The organism is Nocardiopsis exhalans (assembly GCF_024134545.1).
Lineage (GTDB): Bacteria > Actinomycetota > Actinomycetes > Streptosporangiales > Streptosporangiaceae > Nocardiopsis > Nocardiopsis exhalans.
The window spans coordinates 5,396,511-5,420,538 of the sequence record NZ_CP099837.1; the positions used below are offsets into that span (position 1 = coordinate 5,396,511).

Annotated in this window: 16 protein-coding genes; 5 read left to right on the plus strand and 11 right to left on the minus strand. The window is 71.2% G+C overall.

Annotation, left to right across the window (positions count from 1 at the left end; all coding sequences use genetic code 11):
• Nucleotides 1-146 precede the first annotated feature (146 nt).
• The 3 genes from glnA to NE857_RS23855 all read left to right on the plus strand — a co-directional run bounded on the left by glnA (nucleotide 147) and on the right by NE857_RS23855 (nucleotide 3,735).
• Entirely contained in the window at nucleotides 147-1,508 is a 1,362-nt protein-coding gene (gene glnA / locus NE857_RS23845) for a type I glutamate--ammonia ligase (RefSeq protein WP_026116684.1), read from the plus strand.
• A gap of 410 nt (nucleotides 1,509-1,918) precedes the next feature.
• Nucleotides 1,919-2,983: an IS110 family RNA-guided transposase gene (locus NE857_RS23850; protein WP_254416724.1), complete on the plus strand. Its 1,065-nt coding sequence runs from the start codon at nucleotides 1,919-1,921 to the stop codon at nucleotides 2,981-2,983.
• Nucleotides 2,984-3,156: 173 nt separating this feature from the next.
• The gene (locus tag NE857_RS23855; RefSeq protein ID WP_254417730.1) at nucleotides 3,157-3,735 is read left to right on the plus strand and encodes a rhodanese-like domain-containing protein; all 579 of its coding nucleotides are present in this window, start codon (nucleotides 3,157-3,159) and stop codon (nucleotides 3,733-3,735) included.
• Here the strand turns inward: NE857_RS23855 and NE857_RS23860 are convergent.
• Entirely contained in the window at nucleotides 3,710-4,903 is a 1,194-nt protein-coding gene (locus NE857_RS23860; protein ID WP_254417731.1) for an MFS transporter, read from the minus strand. The two genes, NE857_RS23855 and NE857_RS23860, sit on opposite strands and share 26 nt — an antisense overlap.
• Nucleotides 4,904-4,971: 68 nt before the next feature.
• On the opposite strand from NE857_RS23860, the gene NE857_RS23865 reads away from it, so the two are divergent.
• Entirely contained in the window at nucleotides 4,972-5,547 is a 576-nt protein-coding gene (locus NE857_RS23865) for a Chromate resistance protein ChrB (protein ID WP_254417732.1), read from the plus strand.
• A 37-nt stretch (nucleotides 5,548-5,584) separates the two neighbouring features.
• On the opposite strand, the gene NE857_RS23870 is transcribed toward NE857_RS23865, so the two are convergent.
• The 8 genes from NE857_RS23870 to NE857_RS23905 form a co-directional block, all read right to left on the minus strand.
• Complete coding sequence (locus tag NE857_RS23870) at nucleotides 5,585-8,449, minus strand: helix-turn-helix transcriptional regulator (RefSeq protein ID WP_254417733.1); 2,865 nt, start codon at nucleotides 8,447-8,449, stop codon at nucleotides 5,585-5,587.
• Nucleotides 8,450-8,486: 37 nt separating this feature from the next.
• Nucleotides 8,487-11,339 carry a helix-turn-helix transcriptional regulator gene (locus NE857_RS23875; protein ID WP_254417734.1) on the minus strand — a complete coding sequence of 951 codons (2,853 nt, stop codon included), beginning with the start codon at nucleotides 11,337-11,339 and terminating at the stop codon, nucleotides 8,487-8,489.
• 84 nt (nucleotides 11,340-11,423) lie between these two features.
• Entirely contained in the window at nucleotides 11,424-14,348 is a 2,925-nt protein-coding gene (locus NE857_RS23880; protein ID WP_254417735.1) for a helix-turn-helix transcriptional regulator, read from the minus strand.
• 71 nt (nucleotides 14,349-14,419) lie between these two features.
• Nucleotides 14,420-14,806: a hypothetical protein gene (locus NE857_RS23885; protein ID WP_254417736.1), complete on the minus strand. Its 387-nt coding sequence runs from the start codon at nucleotides 14,804-14,806 to the stop codon at nucleotides 14,420-14,422.
• Nucleotides 14,807-14,896: 90 nt separating this feature from the next.
• On the minus strand, nucleotides 14,897-17,860 hold the full coding sequence (locus NE857_RS23890; protein WP_254417737.1) for a helix-turn-helix transcriptional regulator: 2,964 nt from the start codon (nucleotides 17,858-17,860) through the stop codon (nucleotides 14,897-14,899).
• 86 nt (nucleotides 17,861-17,946) lie between these two features.
• Entirely contained in the window at nucleotides 17,947-19,143 is a 1,197-nt protein-coding gene (locus NE857_RS23895) for a globin domain-containing protein (protein WP_254417738.1), read from the minus strand.
• Between the two features lie 131 nt (nucleotides 19,144-19,274).
• Nucleotides 19,275-19,721, minus strand: coding sequence for an RrF2 family transcriptional regulator (locus tag NE857_RS23900; RefSeq protein ID WP_254417739.1), 447 nt, complete (start codon nucleotides 19,719-19,721; stop codon nucleotides 19,275-19,277).
• A 342-nt stretch (nucleotides 19,722-20,063) separates the two neighbouring features.
• Nucleotides 20,064-21,230 (minus strand): RNA-guided endonuclease InsQ/TnpB family protein, encoded by a 1,167-nt coding sequence (locus NE857_RS23905; protein ID WP_254417740.1) that lies wholly within the window; start codon nucleotides 21,228-21,230, stop codon nucleotides 20,064-20,066.
• A gap of 485 nt (nucleotides 21,231-21,715) precedes the next feature.
• On the opposite strand from NE857_RS23905, the gene panB reads away from it, so the two are divergent.
• A complete protein-coding gene (gene panB / locus NE857_RS23910; protein WP_017581607.1) occupies nucleotides 21,716-22,570 on the plus strand; it encodes a 3-methyl-2-oxobutanoate hydroxymethyltransferase in 855 nt (284 codons plus the stop codon).
• On the opposite strand, the gene NE857_RS23915 is transcribed toward panB, so the two are convergent.
• Together NE857_RS23915 and NE857_RS23920 are read right to left on the minus strand one after the other, a co-directional pair.
• Nucleotides 22,558-23,223 carry an MFS transporter gene (locus NE857_RS23915; protein ID WP_254417741.1) on the minus strand — a complete coding sequence of 222 codons (666 nt, stop codon included), beginning with the start codon at nucleotides 23,221-23,223 and terminating at the stop codon, nucleotides 22,558-22,560. The two genes, panB and NE857_RS23915, sit on opposite strands and share 13 nt — an antisense overlap.
• On the minus strand, nucleotides 23,220-23,861 hold the full coding sequence (locus NE857_RS23920) for an ArsR/SmtB family transcription factor (protein WP_254417742.1): 642 nt from the start codon (nucleotides 23,859-23,861) through the stop codon (nucleotides 23,220-23,222). The genes NE857_RS23915 and NE857_RS23920 overlap by 4 nt, the downstream gene beginning before the upstream one ends.
• Nucleotides 23,862-24,028 lie beyond the last annotated feature (167 nt).

Genomic DNA, 24,028 nt, shown 5'->3' on the forward strand with positions numbered 1-24,028 from the left:
GGGGACGGACCGGGCAGGCTGGCTGGCGTGTGCGGAAATACCCTGGAAATATCCGCACGGCACACTGGTCCTGGGACAACGCGTCCGGCTTGGCTCCGCTCAGGTGGACCGGGACCGGGACCGACCGGCATCGAGGAAGGTTGATCGTGAATCGACAGCAGGAATTCGTGCTCCGCACGTTGGAGGAGCGCGACATCCGGTTCGTGAGGCTGTGGTTCACCGACGTGCTCGGGTACCTCAAGTCCGTGGCGGTGGCACCCGCCGAACTGGAGGCGGCCTTCTCCGAGGGCATCGGGTTCGACGGTTCGGCCATCGAGGGCTTCGCCCGGGTGTACGAGGCCGACATGCTCGCCCAACCCGACCCCTCCACCTTCCAGGTGCTGCCCTGGCGCAACGAACCGCACGGCACCGCGCGCATGTACTGCGACATCCTCATGCCCGACGGCTCGCCGTCCCCGGCGGACCCGCGGCACGTGCTCAAGCGGCAGCTCGGCAAGGCCTCCGACCTCGGGTTCACGTTCTACACGCACCCCGAGATCGAGTTCTACCTCCTGAAGAAGTTCCCCGAGCACGGCGAGTTCCCCGAGCCCAACGACTCCGGCGGCTACTTCGACCACACACCGCACAACAGCGCGCACGACTTCCGGCGCAACGCGATCAACATGCTCGAGGCCATGGGCATCTCGGTGGAGTTCAGCCACCACGAGGGCGGCCCGGGCCAGCAGGAGATCGACCTGCGCTACGCGGACGCGCTGACCACCGCCGACAACATCATGACCTTCCGGCTCGTGATGAAGGAGGTGGCCATGGAACAGGGCGTGTACGCCACCTTCATGCCCAAGCCCTTCACCCAGTACCCGGGTTCGGGCATGCACACCCACCTGTCGCTGTTCGAGGGCGACCGCAACGCCTTCTACGAGCCCGGCGCGGACTTCCAGCTGTCCAAGGTGGGCCGCGGGTTCATCGCGGGCCTGCTCCGCCACGCCGACGAGATCGCGGCCGTCACCAACCAGTGGGTGAACTCCTACAAGCGCATCTGGGACGACCCCGCGGCCTCCGCCGGCATGGGCGGCGAAGCCCCGGCCTACATCTGCTGGGGCCACAACAACCGCTCCGCCCTGGTCCGCGTGCCGATGTACAAGCCGGGCAAGTCGAACTCCAGCCGCATCGAGATCCGCTCCCTGGACAGCTCGGCCAACCCGTACCTCGCCTACGCCGTCATCCTGGCCGCGGGCCTCAAGGGCATCGAAGAGGGCTACGAACTGCCTCCGGGCGCCGAGGACGACGTCTGGGCGCTGACCGACTCCGAGCGCCGCGCCCTGGGCATCAAGCCCCTCCCGCAGAGCCTCGACGAGGCCCTGCGCCTCATGGAGAACAGCGAACTGGTCGCCGAAACCCTCGGTGAGCACGTCTTCGACTTCTTCCTGCGCAACAAGAAGGCGGAGTGGAACTCCTACCGCCGCCAGGTAACGCCCTACGAGCTCCAGCGCTACCTGCCGACTCTCTAGGACCGTCAAGGTCCCTCCGGGCGAACCAGCGGCGAGGCCCGTCCCACACGGGGACGGGCCTCGCCGTGTCCACCCCCGCCCAGCCGCGATCTTGCTACCAGGAGCAAGTTCGGCGCCTTGGGTTCCAGTGGCTCCGGGCTTCTGGTAGCAAGATCTACTGGTCCACCATGGTGGGTGTCGGGAGGGTTTCGACGGGAGCCGCCCGACAGCGGGGCTGGGGTGACTCAAGCAAGATCTGTCCCACGTGGACCTTGTCGTGACCTGTCCACCAGCGCTCGCAGGCCAAGGCCCTGGCCGCGGGAGTGACCTTATAGAAGCCTGTGCAGCCGATAACTCACAGTAGATCTGTCCCCCGGGCCAGGGCCCTGGTAGTCGTCCCGTTCCTGACCAAGAGGAAGCAGGACACCACCATGGTGACAGTGGGTATCGACCCGCACAAGGACATGCACCAAGCCGTCGCGCTGGCCCAGGACGGCACCCGCCTGGGCAGGGCCAAGAAGGTCCAGACGGGCCCCGAGGCCCTGGGCCAGCTCTTGACCTGGATCCGCGCCCTGGCCGGAAACGGCCCGGTGCTGTGGGCCATCGAGGGCGGCCCCGGGCTGGGCCGGGCCATCGCTGACGCCCTGCTGGGAGCGGGCCAGGAAGTGGTGTGGGTGCCGCCGCGCGCCATGGCCGCCCACCGCAAGCTGAGCGGGCCGGTGGGCGCCAAGTCCGACGTGATCGACGCGGTGGCCATCGCGCGTGCGGCCCTGGCCACCCCTGACCTGGCCCGCCACCGGATCGACCCGCAGGTGCGGCAGGTGCGTGCGCTGGTGGGCCTGCGCCAGAATCTGACCGATCAGCGTGTGGCCCTGACCAACCGGGTGCTGGCGGCGGTGCACATCGAGTTGGACCACCGCCTGGGCAAGGGGGCGTTGAAAACCCGGGCCAAGGTGGGTCGGGTGCGTGCTCTGGTGGAGGGGGCCGAGCTGGACGAGGTGGCGCGGTGGGTGCTGCTGGAGCAGCTGGAGGAGATCCACACCCTGTTCGTGCGTGTTGTTGAGGTGGAGCGGCGTCTCAAGGAGCTGGTGGAGCCGTTGGCGCCGAACTTGTTGGGGATTCGTGGTGTGGGTGTGGTCTGGGCTGCGGTGTTGCTCTCGCAGGTGGGGGATGTGTCGCGGTTTGCGACCTCGGCGAAGATGGCGCGGTGGGCGGGGAGCGCGCCGATTCCGGTGTTTTCCTCGGGGCGGGATCGGCATCGGTTGCACCGGGGTGGGAACCGGCAGGTGAACCGGGCGTTGCACTCGATCGGGGTGGTTCAGGTCCGGTTGGGTGAGCCGGCTCGGGAGTTCGTGCGTTCCCGGGAGGAGGCCAAGGGCACCAAGGGTGCGTATCGGGCTTTGAAGCGGCATTTGGCGGATGTGGTGTATCGGGCGATGGTCGCTGATCAAGTGGTGAGAGGGCGGGCTGAGGTCTCTCTTCAGCCCGCCACTTGACATAGAAGCGTCACGGCGGATACAGCGGTTTGCATGGCCTCACGCGGGTATTCCCGATTCCGTTGACCAGCACGTCACATACCCCCGGGGGTAGTATTCCTACTAAGATGGTCGACTAATCCGCACCATCCGCCCCCCGCCCTTGCCCGACTCCCTTCAGGAGCCAGACACACATGAGCAAGCACGTCGACGTAGCGACCGTCCACGCCCGGGTCGACAGCAACTCCGCGCCGCTCCTGGTGGACGTGCGCACCCCCGCCGAGTTCGAGAGCTCGCACATCCCCGGCGCCGTCAACCTCCCCCTGGGCCAGCTCGACCAGCACGCCGGGCGGGTGGCCCGGGACGCCTCCGAGCAGGTCGTCCTCGTCTGCCAGTCCGGCCCCCGCGCCGAGCAGGCACAGACCAGGCTGGCCGCCGCGGGCCTGACCGACTCCGTCGTCCTCTCCGGCGGTATGAACGCCTGGGCCGCCGCCGACGCCCCGGTCGTGCACGGCCGGGAGCGCTGGGCCCTGGAGCGCCAGGTGCGCCTGATCGCCGGTTCGATCGTGCTGGTCACCGCCCTGCTAAGCCTGTGGTGGACCCCGGCGGTCTTCGTCGCCGCGTTCATCGGCGCCGGACTGACCTTCGCCGGGCTGACCAACACCTGCGGCATGGCCCTCATGCTCGCCAAGCTGCCCTACAACCAGCCGGTCAACAAGGTCGACGCCGAGTCCTCACTGGCCCGGATCAGCCGGGCGGGTTCTCGGACCTGACGGTTTCCTCCCCGCAGGGCAGGCTCCGGCCCAGCGCACCGGCCGTCAGGCTCGCCGCGGCCAGGGCCGTGAGCGCGACGGGCAGGCTCGTGGCGGTGGCGATCGCGCCGACCACGAGCGGCCCGCCCGCGTCACCTATCTCACGGCCGAGTTCGGCGTTGCCCATCGTGCGCCCCAGGCGTTCCTCCGGAGTGCTCTCGGCCAGGTGCGCGAAGGCGAGCGGGGTGACCACCCCGACCATCAACCCCATCACGGCGGCCGAGGCGAACAGCGTGACCGCCTGCGGGGCCAGGGCGAGCACGACGAGCGCGAGCGCGGCCAGCCCCAGGGCTCCCGACCCGCCACTGCGGATACCGGCCCGGCCCTGGTCACGCAACCGCCCCACGGCCGGTTGAACCGCCATCGACACCAGCGCCAGCAAGGTCACCGCGGCCGCCCCGACCAGCGGATGCAGCTCCATCCGCACCGCCAGCAACGGCAGGAAGCCCACCGCCACCCCGAGGACCGCGGTGGTGGTGGCGAGCAGGAGCGTGGGGACCAGGAACCCGCGCTCGGTCGTCTGCCGAACCAGGTCCGCGACGGTGTAACGGCGCCGGGGCACGACCGGCAGCGCCGGAAGCGCGAACAGCACCCAACCCGCCGCACCCGCCGCCAGAACGGCCAGCACCAGGTAGAGCGCCCCCATGCCCCACAGGTGGGCCAGCGCCACACCGCACAGCGGACCGAGCACGTACCCGAGGCTCTTCCACGCCCCGTAGCGCCCGAACGACCGCCCCAACCGCTCCTTGCCCGCCAACCGGGCGACCGCCGCCGACGAGGCCGGAGAGAACGCCGCTGCCGCCGCGCCCTGCCCCAGTCGAGCCAATCCGAGCACCAAGGGTGTCGGCGCCAGCAGCGCGAGCAGGGATGCGAAAGCGAACCCGACCAGCCCGCCGAAGATGACCGGCCGGACCCCGATCCGGTCACTGAGCGCGCCGAAGACAGGTTTGAGGATCACCTCCGCCACGTCGTACAGCGCGAGCATGAGCCCCAGGCTCAGCAGGGTCAGCCCGATGCCGTCGCTCTGGGCCCCGAGCACCCCGGCGACCCCGTGTGCGCCGAAGGCGGTGGTGAACCCGGCGAGGTAGAGCGGTGCGACCGACCACACCGAAGAGGAAGCTTTTGTCACTCTTGGAACTGTAACACCTGTTACTCAGTCGCGTTCCGCCCGTCTCACCCGGTGTTACCGTCAGGGCTGTGACAGATGAAGCGGTCCGCTGGATGCTCGCGGTGGTACAGGTCCCGGCCAAGCCGTCCCGGCACCGTGTCGCGGTGTGGCGGGAACTGCGGCGCGCGGGGGCGGTGCCCGTCTCCCAGGGAACCTGGGCCCTGCCCGCGGCGGACCCCTTCCGTACCGCCGCGGCCCGCGCCGCCGGGCTGGCGGTCGAGGGCGGCGGCACGGTGGCTGTGTTCGACGTCGAACCGCGCGACGCTGCCGCGCGCACGCTCATCGAGGACGCGTTCCGCGCCGCACGCGTCGACGAGTGGCGCGAGTTCAGCGCCGACTGCGGCAAGTTCGAGGACGAGATCGCCAAGGAGATCGCCAAGGAGAAGTTCACCTTCGCCGAACTCGAGGAGGAGGAACAGAGCCTTGACCGGCTGCGCCGCTGGTTCCGCGACCTGAGGAAGCGTGACGTCCTCGCCCTCCCGGAGGCCCGTACCGCCGCCGAGCGCCTGCGCATCTGCGCGGACACCCTCGAGGGCTACGCCGAACTCGTCTACGCGGCGGTACACGGGGACGCCCCGGGGGGCGTCGAGCCCTCCGGTGGCTGACCCGCGCCCCGGAACCGGCCCGGCCGGCTCCGCCCCCTCAGACCAGGCCCAGGTCGCGGGCCCGGGCGACGGCCGTGGTGCGGTTCTTCGCACCGAGTTTGGCCATGAGGTTGCTCAGGTGCGCGCTCACCGTCTTGGCGGAGATGAACAGCGCAGCACCGACCTCCTGATTACTCAGCCCCTTGGCCACCTCCACCAGCACCTCCGCCTCCCGCCTGGTCAGTCCGGCGGGCAGGACCACCGACGGGTTCAGGGCCCCGCCCAGAGCCACTCTCATCTCCGCCACGTGCTGGTGCACGAGCCGGGCGTCGAATTCGGCCAGCATCCCCTCGGCCCCCTCCGACAGCTCCCTGGCGAGTTCCGCCTCTCCCGCCTCGTGGGCCGCCCAGAACGCCCCGTGCAGGTACTCGACGCGCAGGGTCCAGCGGACCCGAGCGGCCAGCGGCAGCGCCCGCTTCCAGTGCTCCAGGGCCCGAACGGGGTCCGGCTCCAGAAAGCCCGCGCAGGCGTTCCGGGTGAGCTCACCCGCCGGTGAGGTCGGCCAGTCCTCCCGGGCCAGGGTCGCCAGCAGGCGCCCGGCCAGCTCGTCGGCGAGTTCGCGATCCGCGGGCTCGGCCCGGCGACGCAGCCGCCAGGCCACCCCCGCCATGGTGGACAGGCCGTGGGCGATGACCCGGACCCGGGACAGCAGACCGGTGTCGGCCTCCCCGTCCAGGATCAGCCGGGCCGCCTCGGCCGGCCGCTCCTCGGGCCCGTGCACCAGCAGCAGGATCCGCAGGTTGTAGCGCAGGACGTGCTCCACCGGCGGGGTGGTGTCCCAGGGCAGCAGCCGGTCGATCTCGTCCACGGCGCCCTGGGCCGCCGTCCAGTCGCCCTCCAGGACGGCAAGCTGGCCGAGGGCCGCCTGGTGCAGGGCCCCGACCCTGCCTTCCGTGGCGGGGCTGGCCCGCAGTTCGGCCCGGGCCTCCTCTAACCGCCCCAGTGCCATGAGCGCTTCGGGCATCCCGTTGACGTAGCTGGTGTCCGGGGCGTACAGCACCCCCAGCTCGGCGCGCCGTTCCTGCACCTGCCGGGCGCAGACCAGCCACTCCTCGAACTCGAACCGGCTCGCGTGATTGTTGCCCAGGTTGTTGAGTCCGCGCATCTCCACCCGGACGTCACCCAGCTCCCGTGCGATCCGCACGCCCTCACGCAGCAGTTCCAGGGCTTCCGCCGAGCCGGTGGAGTCCAGCAGGCTGCCCAGGGTGATGAGTGCGTCGGCCTCACTGGTCCGGTCGCCGCACGCGCGCGCCTCCTCGATGGCGGCCCGGGTGACCTCCTCCGCCTCGGTGTCCCAACCCCAGACCAACAGCACCGACCCGGTGGCCGCGCTCACCGCGGCCCGCTCGGGGTGCCCCTCGGGCAGCAGTGCGGCCGCGGCGCGCAGGTCGTCCAGGGCCTCGGTCCGACCCAGGTCCTTGTAGGCCCGGGCCCTGGCCACCAGCAGGCGGGCCGCGGTCTCGGGGGCGGCCGCCAGGTCGAGACTGGTGAGCCCGTCGGTGGCGTGCCGGACCGACCGGCGCAGGCTGCCCGCGATCTGCGCGGCCCGGCACACCCTCAGCAGGAGTTCCCCGTGCGTCTGACCCAAGCGCTCGGCCGCGTCCGGGACCATTTCCCACAGCTCCAGCACGCGTTCGAGCAGTGCCAGGTACTCGGGGTGGGCAGCGGTAGCCGCGGCGTGCTCAGCCGCGGCCCACGCGGCGGTCAGAGCCCTCGGGTGATCATGCGCGGCGTAGGCGTGGTGGGCCAGCTGGGCCACGGTCTCGGCACGCGACAGAACCGACCCCCCAGCGTCCAGGACCTCCGCGTAACGGCGGTGGGCCCGCACCCGCTGCCCCGGCAGCAGGTCCTCCTTGACCGCCTCCGCGAGCAGCGCGTGCCGGAACACGTAACCGGTGTCGGTGGCACGCAGGATCCGGGCATCGACCGCCTGGCGCAGCGCGGACTCCAGTGCGCCCTCGCCGACCCCCGATGCCTCGGCCACCTCGGCGAGCAGGTCGTGTTCGACCCGGTCCCCGGCCACCGAGGCCAGCCCGAGCACCTGACGGGCGCCCTCAGGCAGGGGTTCCACGGCACGCAGGAGCAACTCACGCGGCCCGTCCGGAAGGGCGCTCTCCAACGGGGCGGGGTCAGCGAGGAAGGACTCCACGAACAACGGGTTCCCGCCGCTGCGCTCCAGAAGCAGGTCCGGGTCGGCCTGACGGCCGAGCGCCGAGGCCTGCTCGGCGACCTCTTCCCGGGAGAGCGGTTCCAGATCCACCCGGCCGACCCCCGGCAGACGTTCCAGCTCCGGAAGCAGTCGCCGCAGCGGATGCGTGCGGTGCAGGTCGTCCGAGCGCACCGAGACCACCAGATGCAGCGGAACGGCCTCCAGGTTGCGCAGCAGGAACACCAGCAGGTCCCGGGTGGAGGCGTCGGCCCAGTGCAGATCCTCCAGCACCACCACCAACCCGCCTGGGAGAGCGTTCTCCTCCAGGAAGGTCAGCACCGCCTCGAACAGCCGGGCCCGGCTCTCCTGCGTGACCTCGGGCGCCTCCCCCAGCGCCGGAACGAGTCGGGCCAGCTCGCCCCCGGCTGTCCTGTTACCGACCCCGCCCGCCCCTCCGCCGTCACGGACCAGCTGCCGCAGCACGGCCGTGAACGGCGCGAAGGCGATGCCCTCCGCACCCAGTTCCAGACAGGCACCGGTGGCGGTACGGGCCAGCGGGGTACGGGTCAGGTACTCCGTGATGAGTCGGGTCTTGCCGATCCCGGCGTCACCGCACAGCAGGACCGCCCTGAGCTCGCCACCGCCCACCCGGGCGGCGTCGGAGAGGAGGTGGTCGAGTTGCCGCTGGCGGCCGACAAGGGCTGAGGGGGACATACGGGCCAGTATGCCCAAGTCCGGTCCCCTTCGCCGACTACCCCAGCCCGAGCTCCCTGGCCCTCGCGACCGCCGCCGTACGGTTGTTCACCCCGAGCTTGCCCATCAGGTTGGTGACGTGCACGCTCACCGTCTTGGCCGAGATGAACAGCCTCTCCCCCACCTCCCGGTTGCTCAGCCCCTTGGCCACCTCCACCAGCACCTCCGCCTCCCGCGGGGTGAGCCCGGCGGGCAGCACCTTCGACGTCTCCGCCAGGGCCGCACGCATCTCCCCCGACAACTGACGGATGTCGTGGGTACCCAGCTCGGCCAGCAACGCCTCAGCCTGACCCAACAGCTCCCTGGCCCGATCCGCCGCACCGGACTCCAGCACGGCCCAGAAGGCTCCGTACAGGCATTCGCCCCGGAAAATGCCCCTGGCCCGCTCGGACAGGGACAGCGCCAGTTCCCAGTGCTCCAGCGCCCGCGCCGGATCCTCCTCCAGGAAGCCCAGGCAGGCATGGCGGGTCATCTCCCCCACCGGCGCGCCCGGCCAGTCCTCGCCAGCCAGCACCTCCAGCAGCACCCCGGCCAGTTCACCGGCGAGTTCGCGGTCCCCGGGGCCGTTCCGGCGCCGCAGCCGCCAGACCACCGAGGCGGTGGTGGACAGGCCGGACACGCTGAAGCGGGTCTGGGAGAGCAGACCGAAGTCGCGTTCCCCCTCCAGGGCCCGCCGGGCCGCCTCCGCCAGCTGCTCCTGCGGCCCGTACAACAGCAGCAGAAGCCGGGTGTAGTGATCCGACATGTACTCAACGGTCGTGGTGGTGTCCCATGGCAGCAGGCGGGCGAACTCCGCCAGGGCCCGGCGACTGGTCTCCCAGTCCCCTTCCAGAGCGGCGAGCTGGGCGATGAGGGCCTGCCGACGCCCTCCCGCCAGGTCGTCCGATGCCGGGTTCGTGCTCAGTCTCTCCCTGGCCTCCGCGAACCTGCCCAGAGCAGCGAGGGCACTGACCACGCCGTTGACGTACATGACCCCCTGGGAGCGGAACACCCCCAGTTCGACGCAGCGCGCCAGGGCCTCCTCCGCGCAGACCAGCCACTCCTCGTACTCGAACCGGTAGTTGTGGCCGCTGCCGAGGTTGTTCAGGCCACGCAACTCCACCTGGTCCTGGCCCATGTCCCGGGCGATGCGGATCCCCTCGCGCAGCAGGTCCAACGCCTCCTCCGAACCGGTGGAGTCCAGCAGGCTGCCCAAGGTGATGAGCGCGTCGGCCTCGCTGGCCCGGTCGCCGCACGCGCGCGCCTCCTCGATAGCGGCCCGGGTGACCTTCTCCGCCTCAGTGGTTCCGCCCTGCATCATGAGCACCGCGCCGGTGCTGGCACTCACCGCTGCCCGTTCCGGATGTCCTTCGGGCAACAGCGCGGCGGCCGCGCGCAGGTCGTCCAGGGCATCGAGTCTGCCCAGCTCCTTGAAGGCCAGGCCGCGCGCGACCAGCAACCGCGCCGCCAACTCGGGTTCGGTCCCGGGGTCGAGATCGGCCAGGGCCTCGGTGGCGTGCTCCACCGCCCGGCGCATACTGCCCGCGATCTGCGCGGCCCGGCAGACCTCCAACAGGAGCTCCCCGTAAGGGAACCCGAGCCGTTCCCCGGCGTCGGGAACCAGCTCCCACAGCTCCAGCAGACGTTCGAGGAGTTCCAGGTGCTCGGGGTAGGCACTCGTGTCCCGTGCCAGGCCGGCGGCCTCCCACGCGGCGGTCAGCGCCCGCGGGTGGTCGTGCGCGGCATAGGCGTGGTGGGCCAACTGCGCGACGGCTTCCGCTCGCGGCAGCCCCGGCACCCCGCCCGCCAGAGCCTGTGCGTACCGCCGGTGGGCCCGAACCCGCTGGCCCGGCAACAGGTCGCCCTTGACCGCCTCGGCCAGCAGCGCGTGCCGGAACACGTAACCGGTGTCCGTGGCCCGCAGCACCTGCGCGTCCACGGCCTCGCGCAGCGCCTCGTCCAGGTCGTCCTCACCGATCCCCGAGGCCTCGGCGACCTCCGCGAGCAGTCCGTGGTCGACCCGGTCACCGGCCATCGAGGCCAGTCCCAGAACCTTGCGGGTGACCGCCGCGAGCGGCTCCACCCGGCGCATCAGCAGTTCACGCGGCCCGTCCGGCACGCTCCCGCCGTCCGGCGCCGCCAGGAAGGACTCCACGAACAGCGGGTTCCCGCCGCTGCGCTCCACCAACAGCTCCAGCGCGGCCGGGTCCAGAGCCGCCCCGCGCAGCGCGGTGGCCTGCTCGGCCACGGCATTCCTGCTCAACGGTTCGAGGTCGACCCGCCGCACCCGGGGCAACCGCTCCAGTTCCGGGAGCACCCGGCGCAGCGGGTGGGTGCGGTGCAGATCATCGGAACGGACCGAGACCACCAGATGCACCGGCACCGAGTCCAGATTGCGCAGCAGGAACACCAACAGGTCCCGGGTGGAGGCGTCCGACCAGTGCAGGTCCTCGATCACCAGGCTGAGCCCACCGGGGAGAGCGCTCTCCTCCAGGAAGGTCAGCACCGCCTCGAACAGCCGGGCCCGGCCGTTGTCGTCGGTGTTCTCCCGTACCGGCCCCAGCCCGGGAACCAGCCGGGCCAGCTCTCCACCAGCGGTCTCACCGCCCTCGCCGACCACGCGGACCAGCTGGCGCAGGAGAGCGGTGAAGGGGGCGAAGGCGATGCCCTCGGCACCCAGTTCCAGACAGCCGCCCAGCGCCGAGTGCCGCATGGGTGTGCGTTCCAGGTACTCCTCCAGCAGCCGGGACTTGCCGATCCCGGCGTCGCCGCAGAGCAGGACCGCCCTGGACTCGCCCCCACTCGCCCGGGCGGCGTCGGAGAGGAGGAGGTCGAGTTGCTGCTGGCGGCCGACGAAGGCAGAGGGGGGCATACGGCACAGTATGCCCAAGGAAAACCGGCTCGGGAGGCTCGCCGGGACTCGGTTCCGTATCCGTTGGCCGCCCGCTTCGAACGGTCAGAGCAGGCCGAGCTCTCGTGCCCTGGCCACCGCCGCCGTGCGGTTGCCCGCACCCAGCTTGCCCATCACGTTGCTCAGGTGCACGCTCACCGTCTTGGCCGAGATGAACAGCGCCTGGCCCACCTCCCGGTTGCTCAGCCCCTTGGCGACCTCGGTCAGCACCTCCGCCTCACGTGGGGTCAACCCGCCGGGCAGCCCCGCGGACACTCGGACCGGCTCGGCCGCCGCCAGGGCCGCGCGCATCCGCGCCGCGTCCTGGCGCAGGATCCACGCCGTCCCCTGCCCTTGGAGGGAGCCGAAGCGTTCCAGCAGTGTCCTGGCCCGATCGTGGTCGCCCAGGTCCAGGGCTGCGTGGAAGGCTCCCATAAGGGATCGGAACTGAATTCCCCGGTATCCGTTTTCCTCGCAGATGCGTACCGCTTCGGTGAAGTGCTCCAGTGCCGTCGTGGGCTTATCCGTCAGGAACCCCTCCATGATCCGGTACCCCAGGCGCCCCAGCGGGGAGACGGGCCCTCGGCGGTGGACCAGGTCGGACCTCAGATGGTCGACGAGGTTCTGTGCCCAGTACCGCTCCTCGGTACCACCGTGCTGTCGGAGCCGAAGGACCAGATCCCCCATCACGGTGAGCCCGTAATGGGGAAACCGTCCGGGAGCCATCGTGCCGATGTCGGCGGTGGCGAGTCCGACCGAGCGGGCCGCCTCGACCAGGTCGCCCCGGTACATCAGCAGGTAGAGCCGGGCGTAGTACTGGTTGAGGTACTCCAGAGGAGAGGAGATGTCCCGGGGCATGATCCGGGTGAAGGCCGTCAACGCTTCCTCAGCCTGCTCCCAGCGGCCTTGGAAGGCGTGGAACATGGCCGTCAGGTTCAGCCGGTAGGCCTCCTGGCGTGACTGTCCGTACGGGAGACGGTCGAGTAGTTCCTCCGCCTCGTCCAGGCGTCCCATGTCGTTGAGCAGGGATGCCATCGTTGTGGCGCAACCGACCCCCTGGCTTCGAGAGACTCCCAGTTCGGTGCAGCGCCGCCACCCGCGCTCGGCGGCGCGGTAAGCCTCCTCCAACCGCAGTTCCTGGTCGAGGTGGATGGCCAGATTGCGCCAGGCCCGCACCTCCATGCGTACTTGCCCAGTGCGCTGAGCGAGGTCGATCGCCCGGTGCAGCATGGCAGTAACTGCTTCCCCCTCCGGGCCCTTCCTGGCGTCGGCTTCACTCTCCTCTTCGGAACTCCGAGGGCCGACCGGCTCTCCTACGAGCCCTCTGACCTCACCGAGCAGGTTGGTCAGGGTCATCAGCGCATCCACCTCACTGACCCGGTCACCGACCCTTTGGGCGCAGGCGAGGGCCGCCCGGGCCGCCCGCTCGGACTCCTTGTCCAGGCCCAGCCGCATGAGTGCGGTGGCGCTGGCCGCGTCCAGGGCGGGCCGCCGGGGATGATCACGGTCCAGGTACTCGGCGGCCGCCTCGAGGTCCTCCAGCGCGTCGGCCCGGCCCTGGTCGCTGCGAGCTCTTCCCCGGGCCATGAGGAGTTCTCCGGTGAGCTCGGGGTGAATAGACGGGTCGGTGGCGCCGAGTCCGGAGGTAGCGTGCGCGACGGCCCGGCGGGTACTGCCGTAGACGTGGGCGGCCTGACAGGCCCGGCGCAGCGCCTCTCCGTGCGGCGCCCCGGCAAGGTGCTCGGCCTCGGGCACCATCTCCCACAGCTCCAGCACCCGTTCGAGCAGGCCCAGGCGCTCCGGATGGGCGGCGGAGGCCTCGGCGTGCTCCGCGGCGGCCCAGGCCGCGACGAGAGCACGCGGATGGTCGTGCACGATGTGTGCGTGCCGGGCCAGCTGGGCTGCGGTCTCACCGGGCAACCGTCCAGGACTGTCGTGGTCGAGGGCGTCCACGTAGCGGCGGTGGGCGCGGATCCGCTCCCCGGGCAGCAGGTCCGCATAGACCGCCTCGGCCAGCAGCGCGTGCCGGAAGACGTAGCCGTCCTCGGTGGCGCGCAGCACCTGGGCGTCCACGGCCGGGCGCAGGGCGGCGTCCAGTTCCAGCTCACTGATTCCCGAGCCCGCGGCCACCTCGGCGAGCAGGGCGTGGTCGACCCGGTCGCCGGAGGCCGAGGCCAGACCCAGCACCGCGCGGGTGGTCTCGGGCAGGGCTTCGACCGTACGCAGCAGGAGTTCACGGGGACCGTCCGGGAGGGCGCTCTCCAACGGCGCGGGGTCGGCGACCAGGGACTCGACGAACAACGGGTTCCCGCCACTGCGCAGGTACAGCAGATCAGGATCGGTGCTGCGCCCGAGGTAGGCGGCCTGTTCGACGACCTCCTCCTGGGAGAGCGCTTCCACGTCCAGTCGCGCGACGCCCGGCAGGCGCTCGATCTCGGGGAGCAGGCGGCGCAGCGGATGGGTACGGTGCAGGTCGTCCGAACGCACCGAGACCACCAGGTGCACCGGAACGGCGTCCAGGTTGCGCAACAGAAACACCAGCAGGTCCCGGGTGGAGGCATCGGCCCAGTGCAGGTCCTCCACCACCACGACCAGCCCGCCCGGGAGAGCGCTCTCCTCCAGGAAGGTCAGCACCGCCTCGAACAACCGGGCCCGGCTCTCCTCGGTGGCCTCCGGAACCGGGCCCAATCCGGGAACCAGCCGAGCCAGCTCTCCGCCGGCAATCGGCGCTTCGGTGTCTCTCACCAGCTGACGCAGCACGGTGGCGAAAGGAGCGAAGGCGATGCCCTCCGTCCCCAGCTCCAGACACCCGCCGACCACCGTCCGCGCCAAGGGGCTACGGGCCAGGTACTCACTGATCAGCCGGGTCTTGCCGATCCCGGCGTCACCCACCACCAGACTCGTGCGAGCGTTCCCGGACCCGACAGCCGCGGCCGCACCCAGCAGGTGGTCCAGATGCGGGCGGCGGCCGACGAAGGGGGAAGGGGGCATACGGCTCAGTATGCCCAAGAACAAAGGGGAACCGGGGCAGGGTCGCGGCCCCGGCCCGCGAAACGAACCGGCTACCGAGGTGGTCCCTGCGGGTACCCGGGCGGCGGCTGCTGGCCGGGATGCGGCTGGGGGCGGCCCGGCTGCGGGGCCTGCCCCGGATGGGGCGCCTGGTACCGGGCGGGGCTCTCCTTGGGCTGGATGCCCTGGCCCACGGCGATGGACGCCCCGATCAGGCCGAGGCCGATCAGACTCATGTTGGTCAGCGACATTCCGACGATCGCCTCGTAGCCGCCGTTGACGGTGCAGCGCATGATCTCGGGGTCGTTCTCGCGTTCGTTGGCCTCGCAGGACCACCAGATGTTGTTGGTGTTGCCGTTCTCGAGGTAGATCGAGCCGAAGAAGCCGACCCCCAAAGCGATCATGCCCAGGGAGAGGAGGATGTATTTGAGGATTTTCACCGATCCGACCTTAGAGGGTCCTCAGGCGGGTGAGCCATGCTGACCTCGGTTTCCGGCCGGTTCCGGACAGGGACCGCCCTGGAAATGGGCTCAGATCACTCCCAGCTCGCGCCCCTTGGCCGCGGCGGCGGTGCGGTTGTTCACTCCGAGCTTGCCCATGAGGTTGGTGACGTGCACGCTCACCGTCTTGGCGGAGATGAACAGGGCCTGGCCGATCTCCCTGTTGCTCAGCCCCTTGGCGACCTCGGTCAGCACCTCCAGCTCGCGGCGGGTCAGTCCCAGCGGCAGAGCCGTGGCAGCGGGAGCAGGGGAGTTCGCGACCGGGCTGTCCCCGGCCGTGAGTGCGACCCGTTCCTCCCCGTCGGGCAAGCCGTGGCGGGCGCGCAGGACCCGTGTCTCGCGCTCGAACAGCGCCATGCCGTGCCGAACCGCCAGCCGGTGGACCCCGTCCACATGCTTGACCGCCTTGTCCCGGTCCCCGGCCCGCAGGGCGGCGTGCGCCGCGGCCAGTCCGTACTCGGCCTGGACGATGACGTGTCCGGCGGGCCCTACCTCGGCCAGGGCCGCTTCGAACAGGGCCAGAGCGTCCCGGGGGTCCGGGGACAGCCAGGCGTCGGCGGCCATCCGGGCCGGGGTGGCGTCCGCATGGCCGGAGGTGGTGGGCAGTTCGGCCAGGAGCCCGCGGATCCGCTCCACCAGTTCCCGGGCCTCCTCCCCCGGTTCCTCCGCGAGCAGGGCGGCGATCGAGGTGTGCCAGGCCAGGACGGACCGGTACAGGCCGTGCACCATCGTGGCCAGGGCTCCGTTGGCGACCGCCTTGGCCAGCAGGTCCCGGACCATCCGTCCGGCGTCGATCCGGCGCCCCTCGTACAGGGCCAGTTGCTGGAGGACCATGTGGACCGGCAGGTGCTCCACCGGGGAACTGCTGCGCTCGGGCAGTACGCGGCGGAACTCCTCGACGGCGGCGCGCACCGCGTCCGGCCGCCACCGGTACAGGTCCAGGTGCATGCGCAGGGTCAGCGCCCGCGCCGAGGTCACCCCGCCGTCACGGATACCGGACAGCAGCTCCTCGCTCTCGGTGAACCGGCCCTGGCTGAACCGGGTGACCGCCAGCCCGTAGGCGAACGCCCCGCTCTGGGTGCGGGTCAGGCCGAGTTCGCGGCAGCGGCGCAGCCCTTCCAGGGACACCTGGGCACTCTCCTCCAGGCGGTTCAGGTTCTTGAGGTAGCCGCTGAGGTTGCTCATGCCCCGGATCTCGGCCGGTACGTGACCGGTCTCCCGAGCCATGGCGATGCCCTCACCGAACAGCACCAGCCCTTCCTCACTGTCGGCAGGACTGCTGAGGCTGCCGAGGGTGATCAGGGCGTCGGCCTCGCTGCGCCGGTCACCGAGCTCACGGGCCCGGCGAAGAGTGCTGCGGGCGGCCCTGGCCGCCTGGTCGTGGTGGCCGCGCATCATGAAGGTGGCGGCCAGGGTCGCACCGATCGCCGGGGAGTCGGGGTGGTTGGGCGGCAGCAGGAGGCCGGCCTCACCCAGGTCCTCCAGCGCGCCGTCGCGACCCATCTCCTTGAGCGCCCGCGCGCGGGCGTGGCGCAGCCGGGAGATCCGCTCGAAGTCGTCGGGGCGGCCCTTGCGGGGGTCGTGGACACCGGTGACACCGAGTTCGTCCAGGCCGTCGGTGGCATAGCTGACCGCGCGGCGCAGCGAACCGGCGACCAGGCAGACCTCGGAGGCGCGGACCAGGACCTGGTCGCGGGGCAGTCCGACCCGTTCGGCGGCGTCGGGCACCTGGTCCCACAGTTCCAGGACACGCTCGATCAACGCCAGGTGCTCGGGGTAGGCGTCCACCGCGGAGGCGTGTTCGGCGGCCTGCCAGGCGGCGGCCAGCGCCAGCGGCTGGTCGTGCGCGGAGTGGGCGTGGTGGGCGAGTTGGATGGCCCGCTCCCCCTCGGGTATCCGGTCCACCCCCTTCTGGAGGGCCTCGGCGTACCTGCGGTGGGCGCGTACGCGTTCGCCCGGCATGAGGTCGGACTGGACGGCCTCGGCGAGCAGGGCGTGCCGGAACACGTAGCCGTCCTCGGTGGTGCGCAGGATCTGCGCGTCGATGGCCGGGCGCAGGGCGGAGTCGAGGGCGTCCTCGGTGATCCCGGCGCGGCGGGCGACGTCGGCCAGGAGGGTGTGCCGGACCCGGGTTCCCGCGGTGGCGACCAGGCCGAGGACACGGCGGCTGCGTTCGGGGAGGGGTTCGACGGCGGCGAGGAGGAGGTCGCGGGGGCCGTCCGGCAGGGGCGCCCCGGCGGGGTCGTGGTCCACGGCCAGGAACGACTCCACGAAGAGCGGGTTGCCGCCGCTGCGCTCGTAGAGCAGGTCCAGGTCGGCCGGGTCGAGCTCGCCACCGCGCAGGGCCATGGCCTGGGCGCCGACCTCGTCCCGGGAGAGCGGTTCCAGGTCCAGGCGACGGACCCGGGGCAGGCGTTCGATTTCGGGGAGCAGTCGGCGCAACGGATGGGCGCGGTGCAGGTCGTCGGTGCGGACGCTGATCAGCAGGTGGATGGGGGCGGGGCCGAGGTTGCGCAGCAGGAAGACGAGCAGGTCCCGGGTGGAGGCGTCGGCCCAGTGCAGGTCCTCGATGACCAGGGTGAGGCCCTCGGGTGCCGCCCGCTCCTCCAGGTAGGTGAGGACGGACTCGAAGAGCCGGGCCCGCCCCTGGTCGGCGGCACCGGCGGCGCCACCGAGTTCGGGAAGGAGTCGTCCCAGGTCACCGGTGGGGTCTGTGGTGGGCCCGCCGGAGCGGACGAGTTCGCGCAGCAGGGCGGTGAAGGGCGCGAAGGGGATGCCCTCCGCGCCCAGTTCCAGGCAGCCGCCCACCGCGGAGGGGGTGTCGGGGACCCGCCGCAGGTGTTCGTCGAGCAGGCGGGACTTGCCGACCCCCGCCCCGCCGCAGACCAGGACGGCCCGGGCGCCCTCCGGGCCGGTCCGGCGCGCGTCAGCGGCGAGGAGGGACAGCTGGGTGTGGCGACCGACGAAGACAGCGGAGGTTTCGTGGACCTGCATGCTGCCCAGTATGTCGGCTCGGAGCGGCCGCGCCACCGGGCTTCGGGGCCGTCCGCCCGTCCGGAAGCGGCCAGCCGGGCGATCAGTCAGCCCTCGGCACCGAGCCAGAGGTCGGGACCGAAGACCTCGTAGTGCACCGAACGTGCGGGGACCCCCGCACGCAGGAACCGGGACCGGACGTCGCGCATGAACGGGAGGGGGCCGCACAGGTACACCTCGGCGCCTTCGGGCACCTCGACTCCGGCCGGGTCCATCGTCCCCGGACGCGACCCCGGGGTGGTCTCCGCGCCGCTCTCGTACCAGGTGTGGGCGGTGGCGCCGGGCAGCGCCCCGACCAGGGCCGCGACCTCCTCGCGGTGGGCGTGCGCCTGCGGTGACCGGTCCGCGTGCAGGACCAGGACCGGGCGGGTGCTGCCCTGTTCGGCCAGGTGCTTGAGCATGGCGACCATCGGGGTGCAGCCGATCCCGGCGGAGGCCAGGACGAGGGGGTGGTCACCGCCCGGCAGGGTGACGTCGCCCGCCGGGGCGGAGACCATCAGGGTGTCGCCGGGTGCGGCGGAGTCGTGCAGGAACGTGGAGACCTCCCCGGCCGGGTGTTCGCCCGCGCGCAGGCGCTTGACCGTGATGCGGCGGCGGTTGCCGTCCCAGCCGGAGACCGAGTACTGGCGGGCCTGGTGGAGGCCGTCGGGCAGCTGGACGCGCACGCTCACGTACTGGCCGGGCCGGAAGCCGGGCGCGGGCTCCGCGCCCTCGGGCTCCAGGGTGAGGGAGACGGTGTCGGCGGTCTCCTCGACTCGGCCTGCCACCCGCCAGGGGCGCCACACGTCGCGGCCGGTGGTTCCGGCCTCCTGGTACAGGCGGGCCTCCAGGGCGATGAGGCTCCCGGCCATGAGCCAGTAGACCTCGTCCCAGGCGGCGACGACGTCGGGGGTGGCGGCCTCGCCGAGGGTCTCGGCGATCGCGGCGAACAGGTACTTGTGCACGATGACGTACTGGTCCTCGGTGACGCCGAGGGAGACGTGCTTGTGCGCGATGCGGGCGAGCAGGGCGTCCGGGCGCTCGTCCGGGTGGTCGAGGAGGGCGGTCGCGAACCCGGCGACGGCCCCGGCGAGGGCTCGGCGCTGCTGACCGCTGGCCTGGTTGCCGCGGTTGAACAGACCGTCGAGGAGCTCGGGGCGCTCGCCCAGCATGGCGTCGTAGAACCGCGCGGTGATGGTGTCCAGTGCTCCTGCGACGGCGGGGATGGTGGCGCGGACCGTGGCTGCGGACTCGGTGGAGAGCACGCGTCCTCCTTTGACGGGGTCGGGGCCCCGGGTCAAATAATTGGTATCTGATATGCATATTAAAACCGGCGCCCGGACACCCGGCAGCGGGGTGGGTGAACCAGGGAAATCCCAGTTCAGGCCAGCTCAGCTCAGGCCGGGGAACCGTCCTCACGGAGCACCACGAGCACCTGGCGCGCGGGCGGGGACACCAGGGACTCCACGGTCACCTCGTCCAGGGAGGCGTAGAAGGCCTCGCGTGCCTGGGCCAGGGCGCCGCGCAGCCGGCAGGCCGCGCGCAACGGGCAGGGCGGGTCGTCCTCGCATCCGGCCAGGTCGCCCGAACCCTCGATCTCGCGGACGATCGCGCCCACCGAGGACCGCCGCCCGGCCTCGGTCAGCAGCAGCCCGCCGCCGCGCCCGCGCCGCGTCTCCACCAGCCCCATCTCGGCCAGGCGTGCCACGGCCTTGGCCATGTGGGTGTAGGGCACGGCGAGCATCGCGGCCGCGGTGCGGGTGGTGAGCAGCTCACCCTCCCCGGCCACCGCGAGCCGCATGACCAGGCGCAGGGAGACGTCGGTGAAGGCGGTCAGGCGCATGCGCCCATGCTAGGTCGCGTGGGCAGTGGGCCGTTCGCCCCCGGGCCTCGGGGACTTTCGTCCTCCTGGCCCTAACTCCTGGGGCTCTCCTCCGCAGAACCCTACGATCCCTGGAAGCCCGCAGCCCCCTGGGACGTTACCGACGACAAGTTCGCGGCGGAGGCCGGGGAGTACCACCGTCGTCGCCGAGGCCTGGAGGAAGAAAATGATCCCGGCCATGCTCAACTACTCGGTCGTGAACGGATCCGAAGCTGGTGCCTCGGGTTCGTTCGCACCGGTTCGCGCTCCCGACTGTCCCCGACGAATGGGACGGTTACGGGTCGCATCCCCCAAACCCCGGCGTCAGGCCGGGTCTGGGGCGGGCATGTTGAGAAAGGCCCACGCTCGCCGCGCCCGCGCTCGCACGTTCACGGCGGCGACTTCGTCGGCGGGCCCAGCGAAACCACACCGACAACAAAGAAAGTAGTCCCGGGTGCGACGGTTACCGCGCCCGGTATGCCCACACCACAGTGCGGGACACATCTGTGAGGTGTAGGCCGGATCCACCTCGATCAGAGGGACCCCGGCGCGTTGGGCCTTGTAAGCAAGGAACGCGCCGAGTTGGTGGAAGGGCCAGGAGGACAGTCGTGCTCGCTGGTCGCGGGGAACCGTGACCCGCCCGCGGATGCCCTGGAGCTCCTCCAAAGCGATACCGCGAGTGGTGCGTTGGGCGACAGCAACGACGTTCTTGGCAATCTTGTGGTTCAGATGGGTGGCGTACCGGGCTTCCTTCTTCGCTCGGCGCTTGGCCCGCCGTGCGGCCGAGCGGGTCCGTTTGGCTTGGAGCTCGGTGCGTTTGCGGGCCTGCCAGCGCCGGTACCGCCCCAGGCGCCGCCCCTGATGGTTGCTTCCATCTGAGGTGGTGGCCAGGTTGACGATGCCACGGTCCACCCCGACCCAGTCCTCGGGCTCGAACACCTCCGGCTCGGGCTCTTCGATGGTCGCGAGCAGGAACCACTTACCGCCCCGGCACACCAGATCCGACTCGCCCTGACGCTGGTCGACCAGCTGCTTGAGTGTCCTGGGAGAACAGGTGAAGGACAGGGTTTTCATCCGCCCGTCCAGCGTCCAGACCGAGACGGTCCGGGAGTCGTAGTTCCACGACAAGCACCGATCGTCCATCGTGTGCGCGGAGTGCTCACGGAAGACGATCGGTTTGGACTTGGCCTTGGCCCGGCGTTTGCTGCCCTCCGGGCCCAGGTTCCCGGCCCGGATGTTGCCCCGCAGGGTGCTGTAGGCGTCCACGACCCGTTTGATGATGTGCTGGGCGACCTGCGCCCCGAACCCTTGGTCCTTGAGCTGGCCGTAGCACAATGACCGCAACCCCCGGATCGAGGCCCGCAGCCCGAAGCGGGCGAAGGCCTGCGCTGAGACCTGGTTGGCGGCCTCGTTGATCGTGGCCAGGGTACGCTCCAGCACCGGCGCCTGCACGGCATCCGGTGTCAGCTTCACCTGCACGGTCAACTTCATAGTCGAACACACTAACGACGCCGGGCAGGCTAGTGGGGTCAAACCACAAAACTCGCCCAGAGGTGACCGCCCTGACCCCTCAACCGGGGGACACAGCCCGCCGCCCCAGAGCAGGAAAGACCTCGCCGACCTTCACCCGGAGCCCCACTCCCCGCCTTCACGCCCGCCCGGATTAACTTTCCCGCAGGTGGTGCGAACGGTGTTCGGGAATGCGAAAAAGGCGGCCTCCCGGGGGAGCGCTGCGGGACCGCTCCGTGCGATGATGCTCCTGTGCGGGCCCCGCACACCTGTTTCCCCGCACCGGCGCGCCCGGGTGGATCGGGACAGGTGGCGGGGAACAAGCCGCACCGGCATACCGTTCCTTTCGGGGAACCCCTCCCCTGCCGGGGAACCCGCGTGCGCGAGCACGCATGACAACTGTTTTCGTCCACAGGTCCGGGGACACCCCACGCGGGTGCTTCGAGACAACGGAGGAAGAACCCATCATGAGCACCACAGCCAAGACCCCTTCCGCTGGGAACGCCCTTTACGGCGGGGTCACCAGCCGACGCGTCACCATCCGCGACCTGGCCCTGGCCAAGCAGCGCGGCGAGCGCTGGCCGATGCTGACCGCCTATGACGCCCTGACCTCGCGGATCTTCGACGAGGCGGGCATCCCCGTCCTCCTCGTGGGCGACTCCGCCGCCAACGTGGTCTACGGATACGACTCCACCGTCCCGGTGACGGTGGACGAGCTCGTCCCGCTGACCGCGGCCGTCGCCCGCTCCACCAAGCGGGCGCTGGTCGTGGCCGACCTTCCCTTCGGCTCCTACCAGGGCTCTCCCCAGCAGGCGCTGGAGGCGGCCTCCCGGTTCATGAAGGAGGGCAACGCCCAGGCCGTGAAGCTGGAGGGCGGCCACGCGGTCGCGCCCCAGGTCGAGCTGCTGACCTCGGCGGGTATCCCGGTCATGGGCCACGTCGGCCTGACCCCGCAGTCGGTGAACACCCTGGGCGGCTACCGCGTGCAAGGCCGGGGCGAGGCCGCCGCCGGTCTGCTCAAGGACGCCAAGGAGCTGGAGCGCGCGGGCGCGTTCTCGGTGGTGCTGGAGGCGGTCCCGGCCGACCTGGCCGCCGAGGTCACCGAACAGCTGAGCGTCCCGACCATCGGGATCGGCGCCGGTCCGTCCACCGACGCCCAGGTACTGGTGTGGCAGGACATGGCCGGGCTGAGCCCGCGGGTGGCGAAGTTCGTCAAGACCTACGCCAACCTGGCCGAGACCCTGCGCGAGGCCGCCTCCGACTACGCGGACGAGGTCGTCAAGGGCAGCTTCCCGGCCGAGGAGCACACCTACGCCAGCTGATCCCCGCTGTTTCCCAGCTGAGCGGCTGAACGGCTGAACGGCTGACCACGCCGCCGGTCGGGGCCGCTGTGCTCCGACCGGCGGCGGGGCAGCCGGTGGCCGACCCACACCGCGAGCAGTGAACCCGCCACGGAGGCGCCGCCGAGCGCACCCGCGACCAGTCCCACCGCCTGGGGACCCCAGCCGCCCTCGTGCGCCCAGATCGGTAGGGCCAGGCTCATCACGGCGACGTCCACGATGTTGGTCACCAGGATCATCGCGACCAGCGTCCGCAGCGGCAGGTCGCCCCAGACCACCCGCCAGCCCGCGTACAGGCTGGCCAGGTAACCGTCGTCGGCCTCCGGGTCGGCCTTGGCCCGGCCCGCCGTTTCGGTGTCGCGGCGCAGCAGGAGGGTCATCACCAGGGCGGCCAGCAGCATGAGTGCGGCGTTCACGTAGAGCGCGGTGAGCGCGCCCAGGGCGGCGACCACCGCGCCGGCCGCGATCGGGCCCACCGTCATGGAGAGGCGGTCGACGGTCCCGGTCAGGCCGGTGACCCGTTCCAGGCGCACGTTGGCCACGGCGGCCACGAAGGGGGAGAGCGACACCTTGGCCGCTTCCGAGGGGCCGGTGGCCAGGCCGATCACGGTGACCAGGCCGATGACCGGTCTCATGGGGAGTCCTCGGGGCCGGTGTCGACAGCGAGGTCCGGGGCTGGGTCGGGGCCCGGCTGGGGGAAGGCGGCCAGCTGGACGTGCACCGTGCGCTCGTCCGGGGCCCCCGCGTTTCCCTCGGCGGTGTGCCGGTCGAGTACCTCGATGAGCTCCGTGCGCAGGCTCCGCGCCTGCTCCAGGGTCAGGGAGAGCATGCGGTCGGACATGAACTGGGCCTCGCGCCAGCCCTCGGGCTGGGCCGACCACTGGTTGACCGCCGCGCCCAGGCGTTCGGACCAGCCCGCGGCGATGGCGTGGCGCAGCGCGGTGGTGAGTTCGGGGGCCTCGGTGTCCAGGTGCTCGGGCAGGCGGAAGCCGTCGGCGGCCGCCCGCCACCAGCGCTCCCGGCTGGTACCCAGGTCCGGGTCCTCCCGGATGAACCCGTAGGTCTCCAGCTGACGCAGGTGGTAGCTGGCCGAGGCCGAGGAGATGCCCAGCTTCTCGGCGACGACCTTGCCGGTGGCCGGGGCCTTCTGGAGCAGCTGGTACACGCGCATGCGCAGGGGGTGGGCCAGACCGCGCAGGGACCGGGCGTCCAGGACGGCGGCGCTCTCGAAGGGGTCGGGGACGGCCGGGCGGTCTTCGAAGGGTGTGCTCATACCTCGACCATAGATGCCCAAGGAGTCTTGGCCAAGACTTATTGGCCAACAAATCTTGGGCACGGTGTGACAGACTCCGGACAGAGGTGAGCCAGACAACAAACCGAATATGACTCGGTAGTACAGTGACGGCACACCGAGCACCTACGCGGGCCGGGGGTCCGGCC

Excerpts from the sequence above, each read along its gene's own strand:
- NE857_RS23905 (WP_254417740.1), bottom strand. The coding sequence starts at position 21,230 with ATGAAGTTGACCGTGCAGGTGAAGCTGACACCGGATGCCGTGCAGGCG.
- NE857_RS23875 (WP_254417734.1), bottom strand. The coding sequence starts at position 11,339 with ATGCCCCCCTCTGCCTTCGTCGGCCGCCAGCAGCAACTCGACCTCCTC.
- NE857_RS23915 (WP_254417741.1), bottom strand. The coding sequence starts at position 23,223 with ATGAGACCGGTCATCGGCCTGGTCACCGTGATCGGCCTGGCCACCGGC.
- NE857_RS23850 (WP_254416724.1), top strand. The coding sequence starts at position 1,919 with ATGGTGACAGTGGGTATCGACCCGCACAAGGACATGCACCAAGCCGTC.
- NE857_RS23855 (WP_254417730.1), top strand. The coding sequence starts at position 3,157 with ATGAGCAAGCACGTCGACGTAGCGACCGTCCACGCCCGGGTCGACAGC.
- NE857_RS23900 (WP_254417739.1), bottom strand. The coding sequence starts at position 19,721 with ATGCGCCTGACCGCCTTCACCGACGTCTCCCTGCGCCTGGTCATGCGG.
- panB (WP_017581607.1), top strand. The coding sequence starts at position 21,716 with ATGAGCACCACAGCCAAGACCCCTTCCGCTGGGAACGCCCTTTACGGC.
- NE857_RS23920 (WP_254417742.1), bottom strand. The coding sequence starts at position 23,861 with ATGAGCACACCCTTCGAAGACCGCCCGGCCGTCCCCGACCCCTTCGAG.
- NE857_RS23880 (WP_254417735.1), bottom strand. The coding sequence starts at position 14,348 with ATGCCCCCTTCCCCCTTCGTCGGCCGCCGCCCGCATCTGGACCACCTG.
- NE857_RS23870 (WP_254417733.1), bottom strand. The coding sequence starts at position 8,449 with ATGTCCCCCTCAGCCCTTGTCGGCCGCCAGCGGCAACTCGACCACCTC.
- NE857_RS23890 (WP_254417737.1), bottom strand. The coding sequence starts at position 17,860 with ATGCAGGTCCACGAAACCTCCGCTGTCTTCGTCGGTCGCCACACCCAG.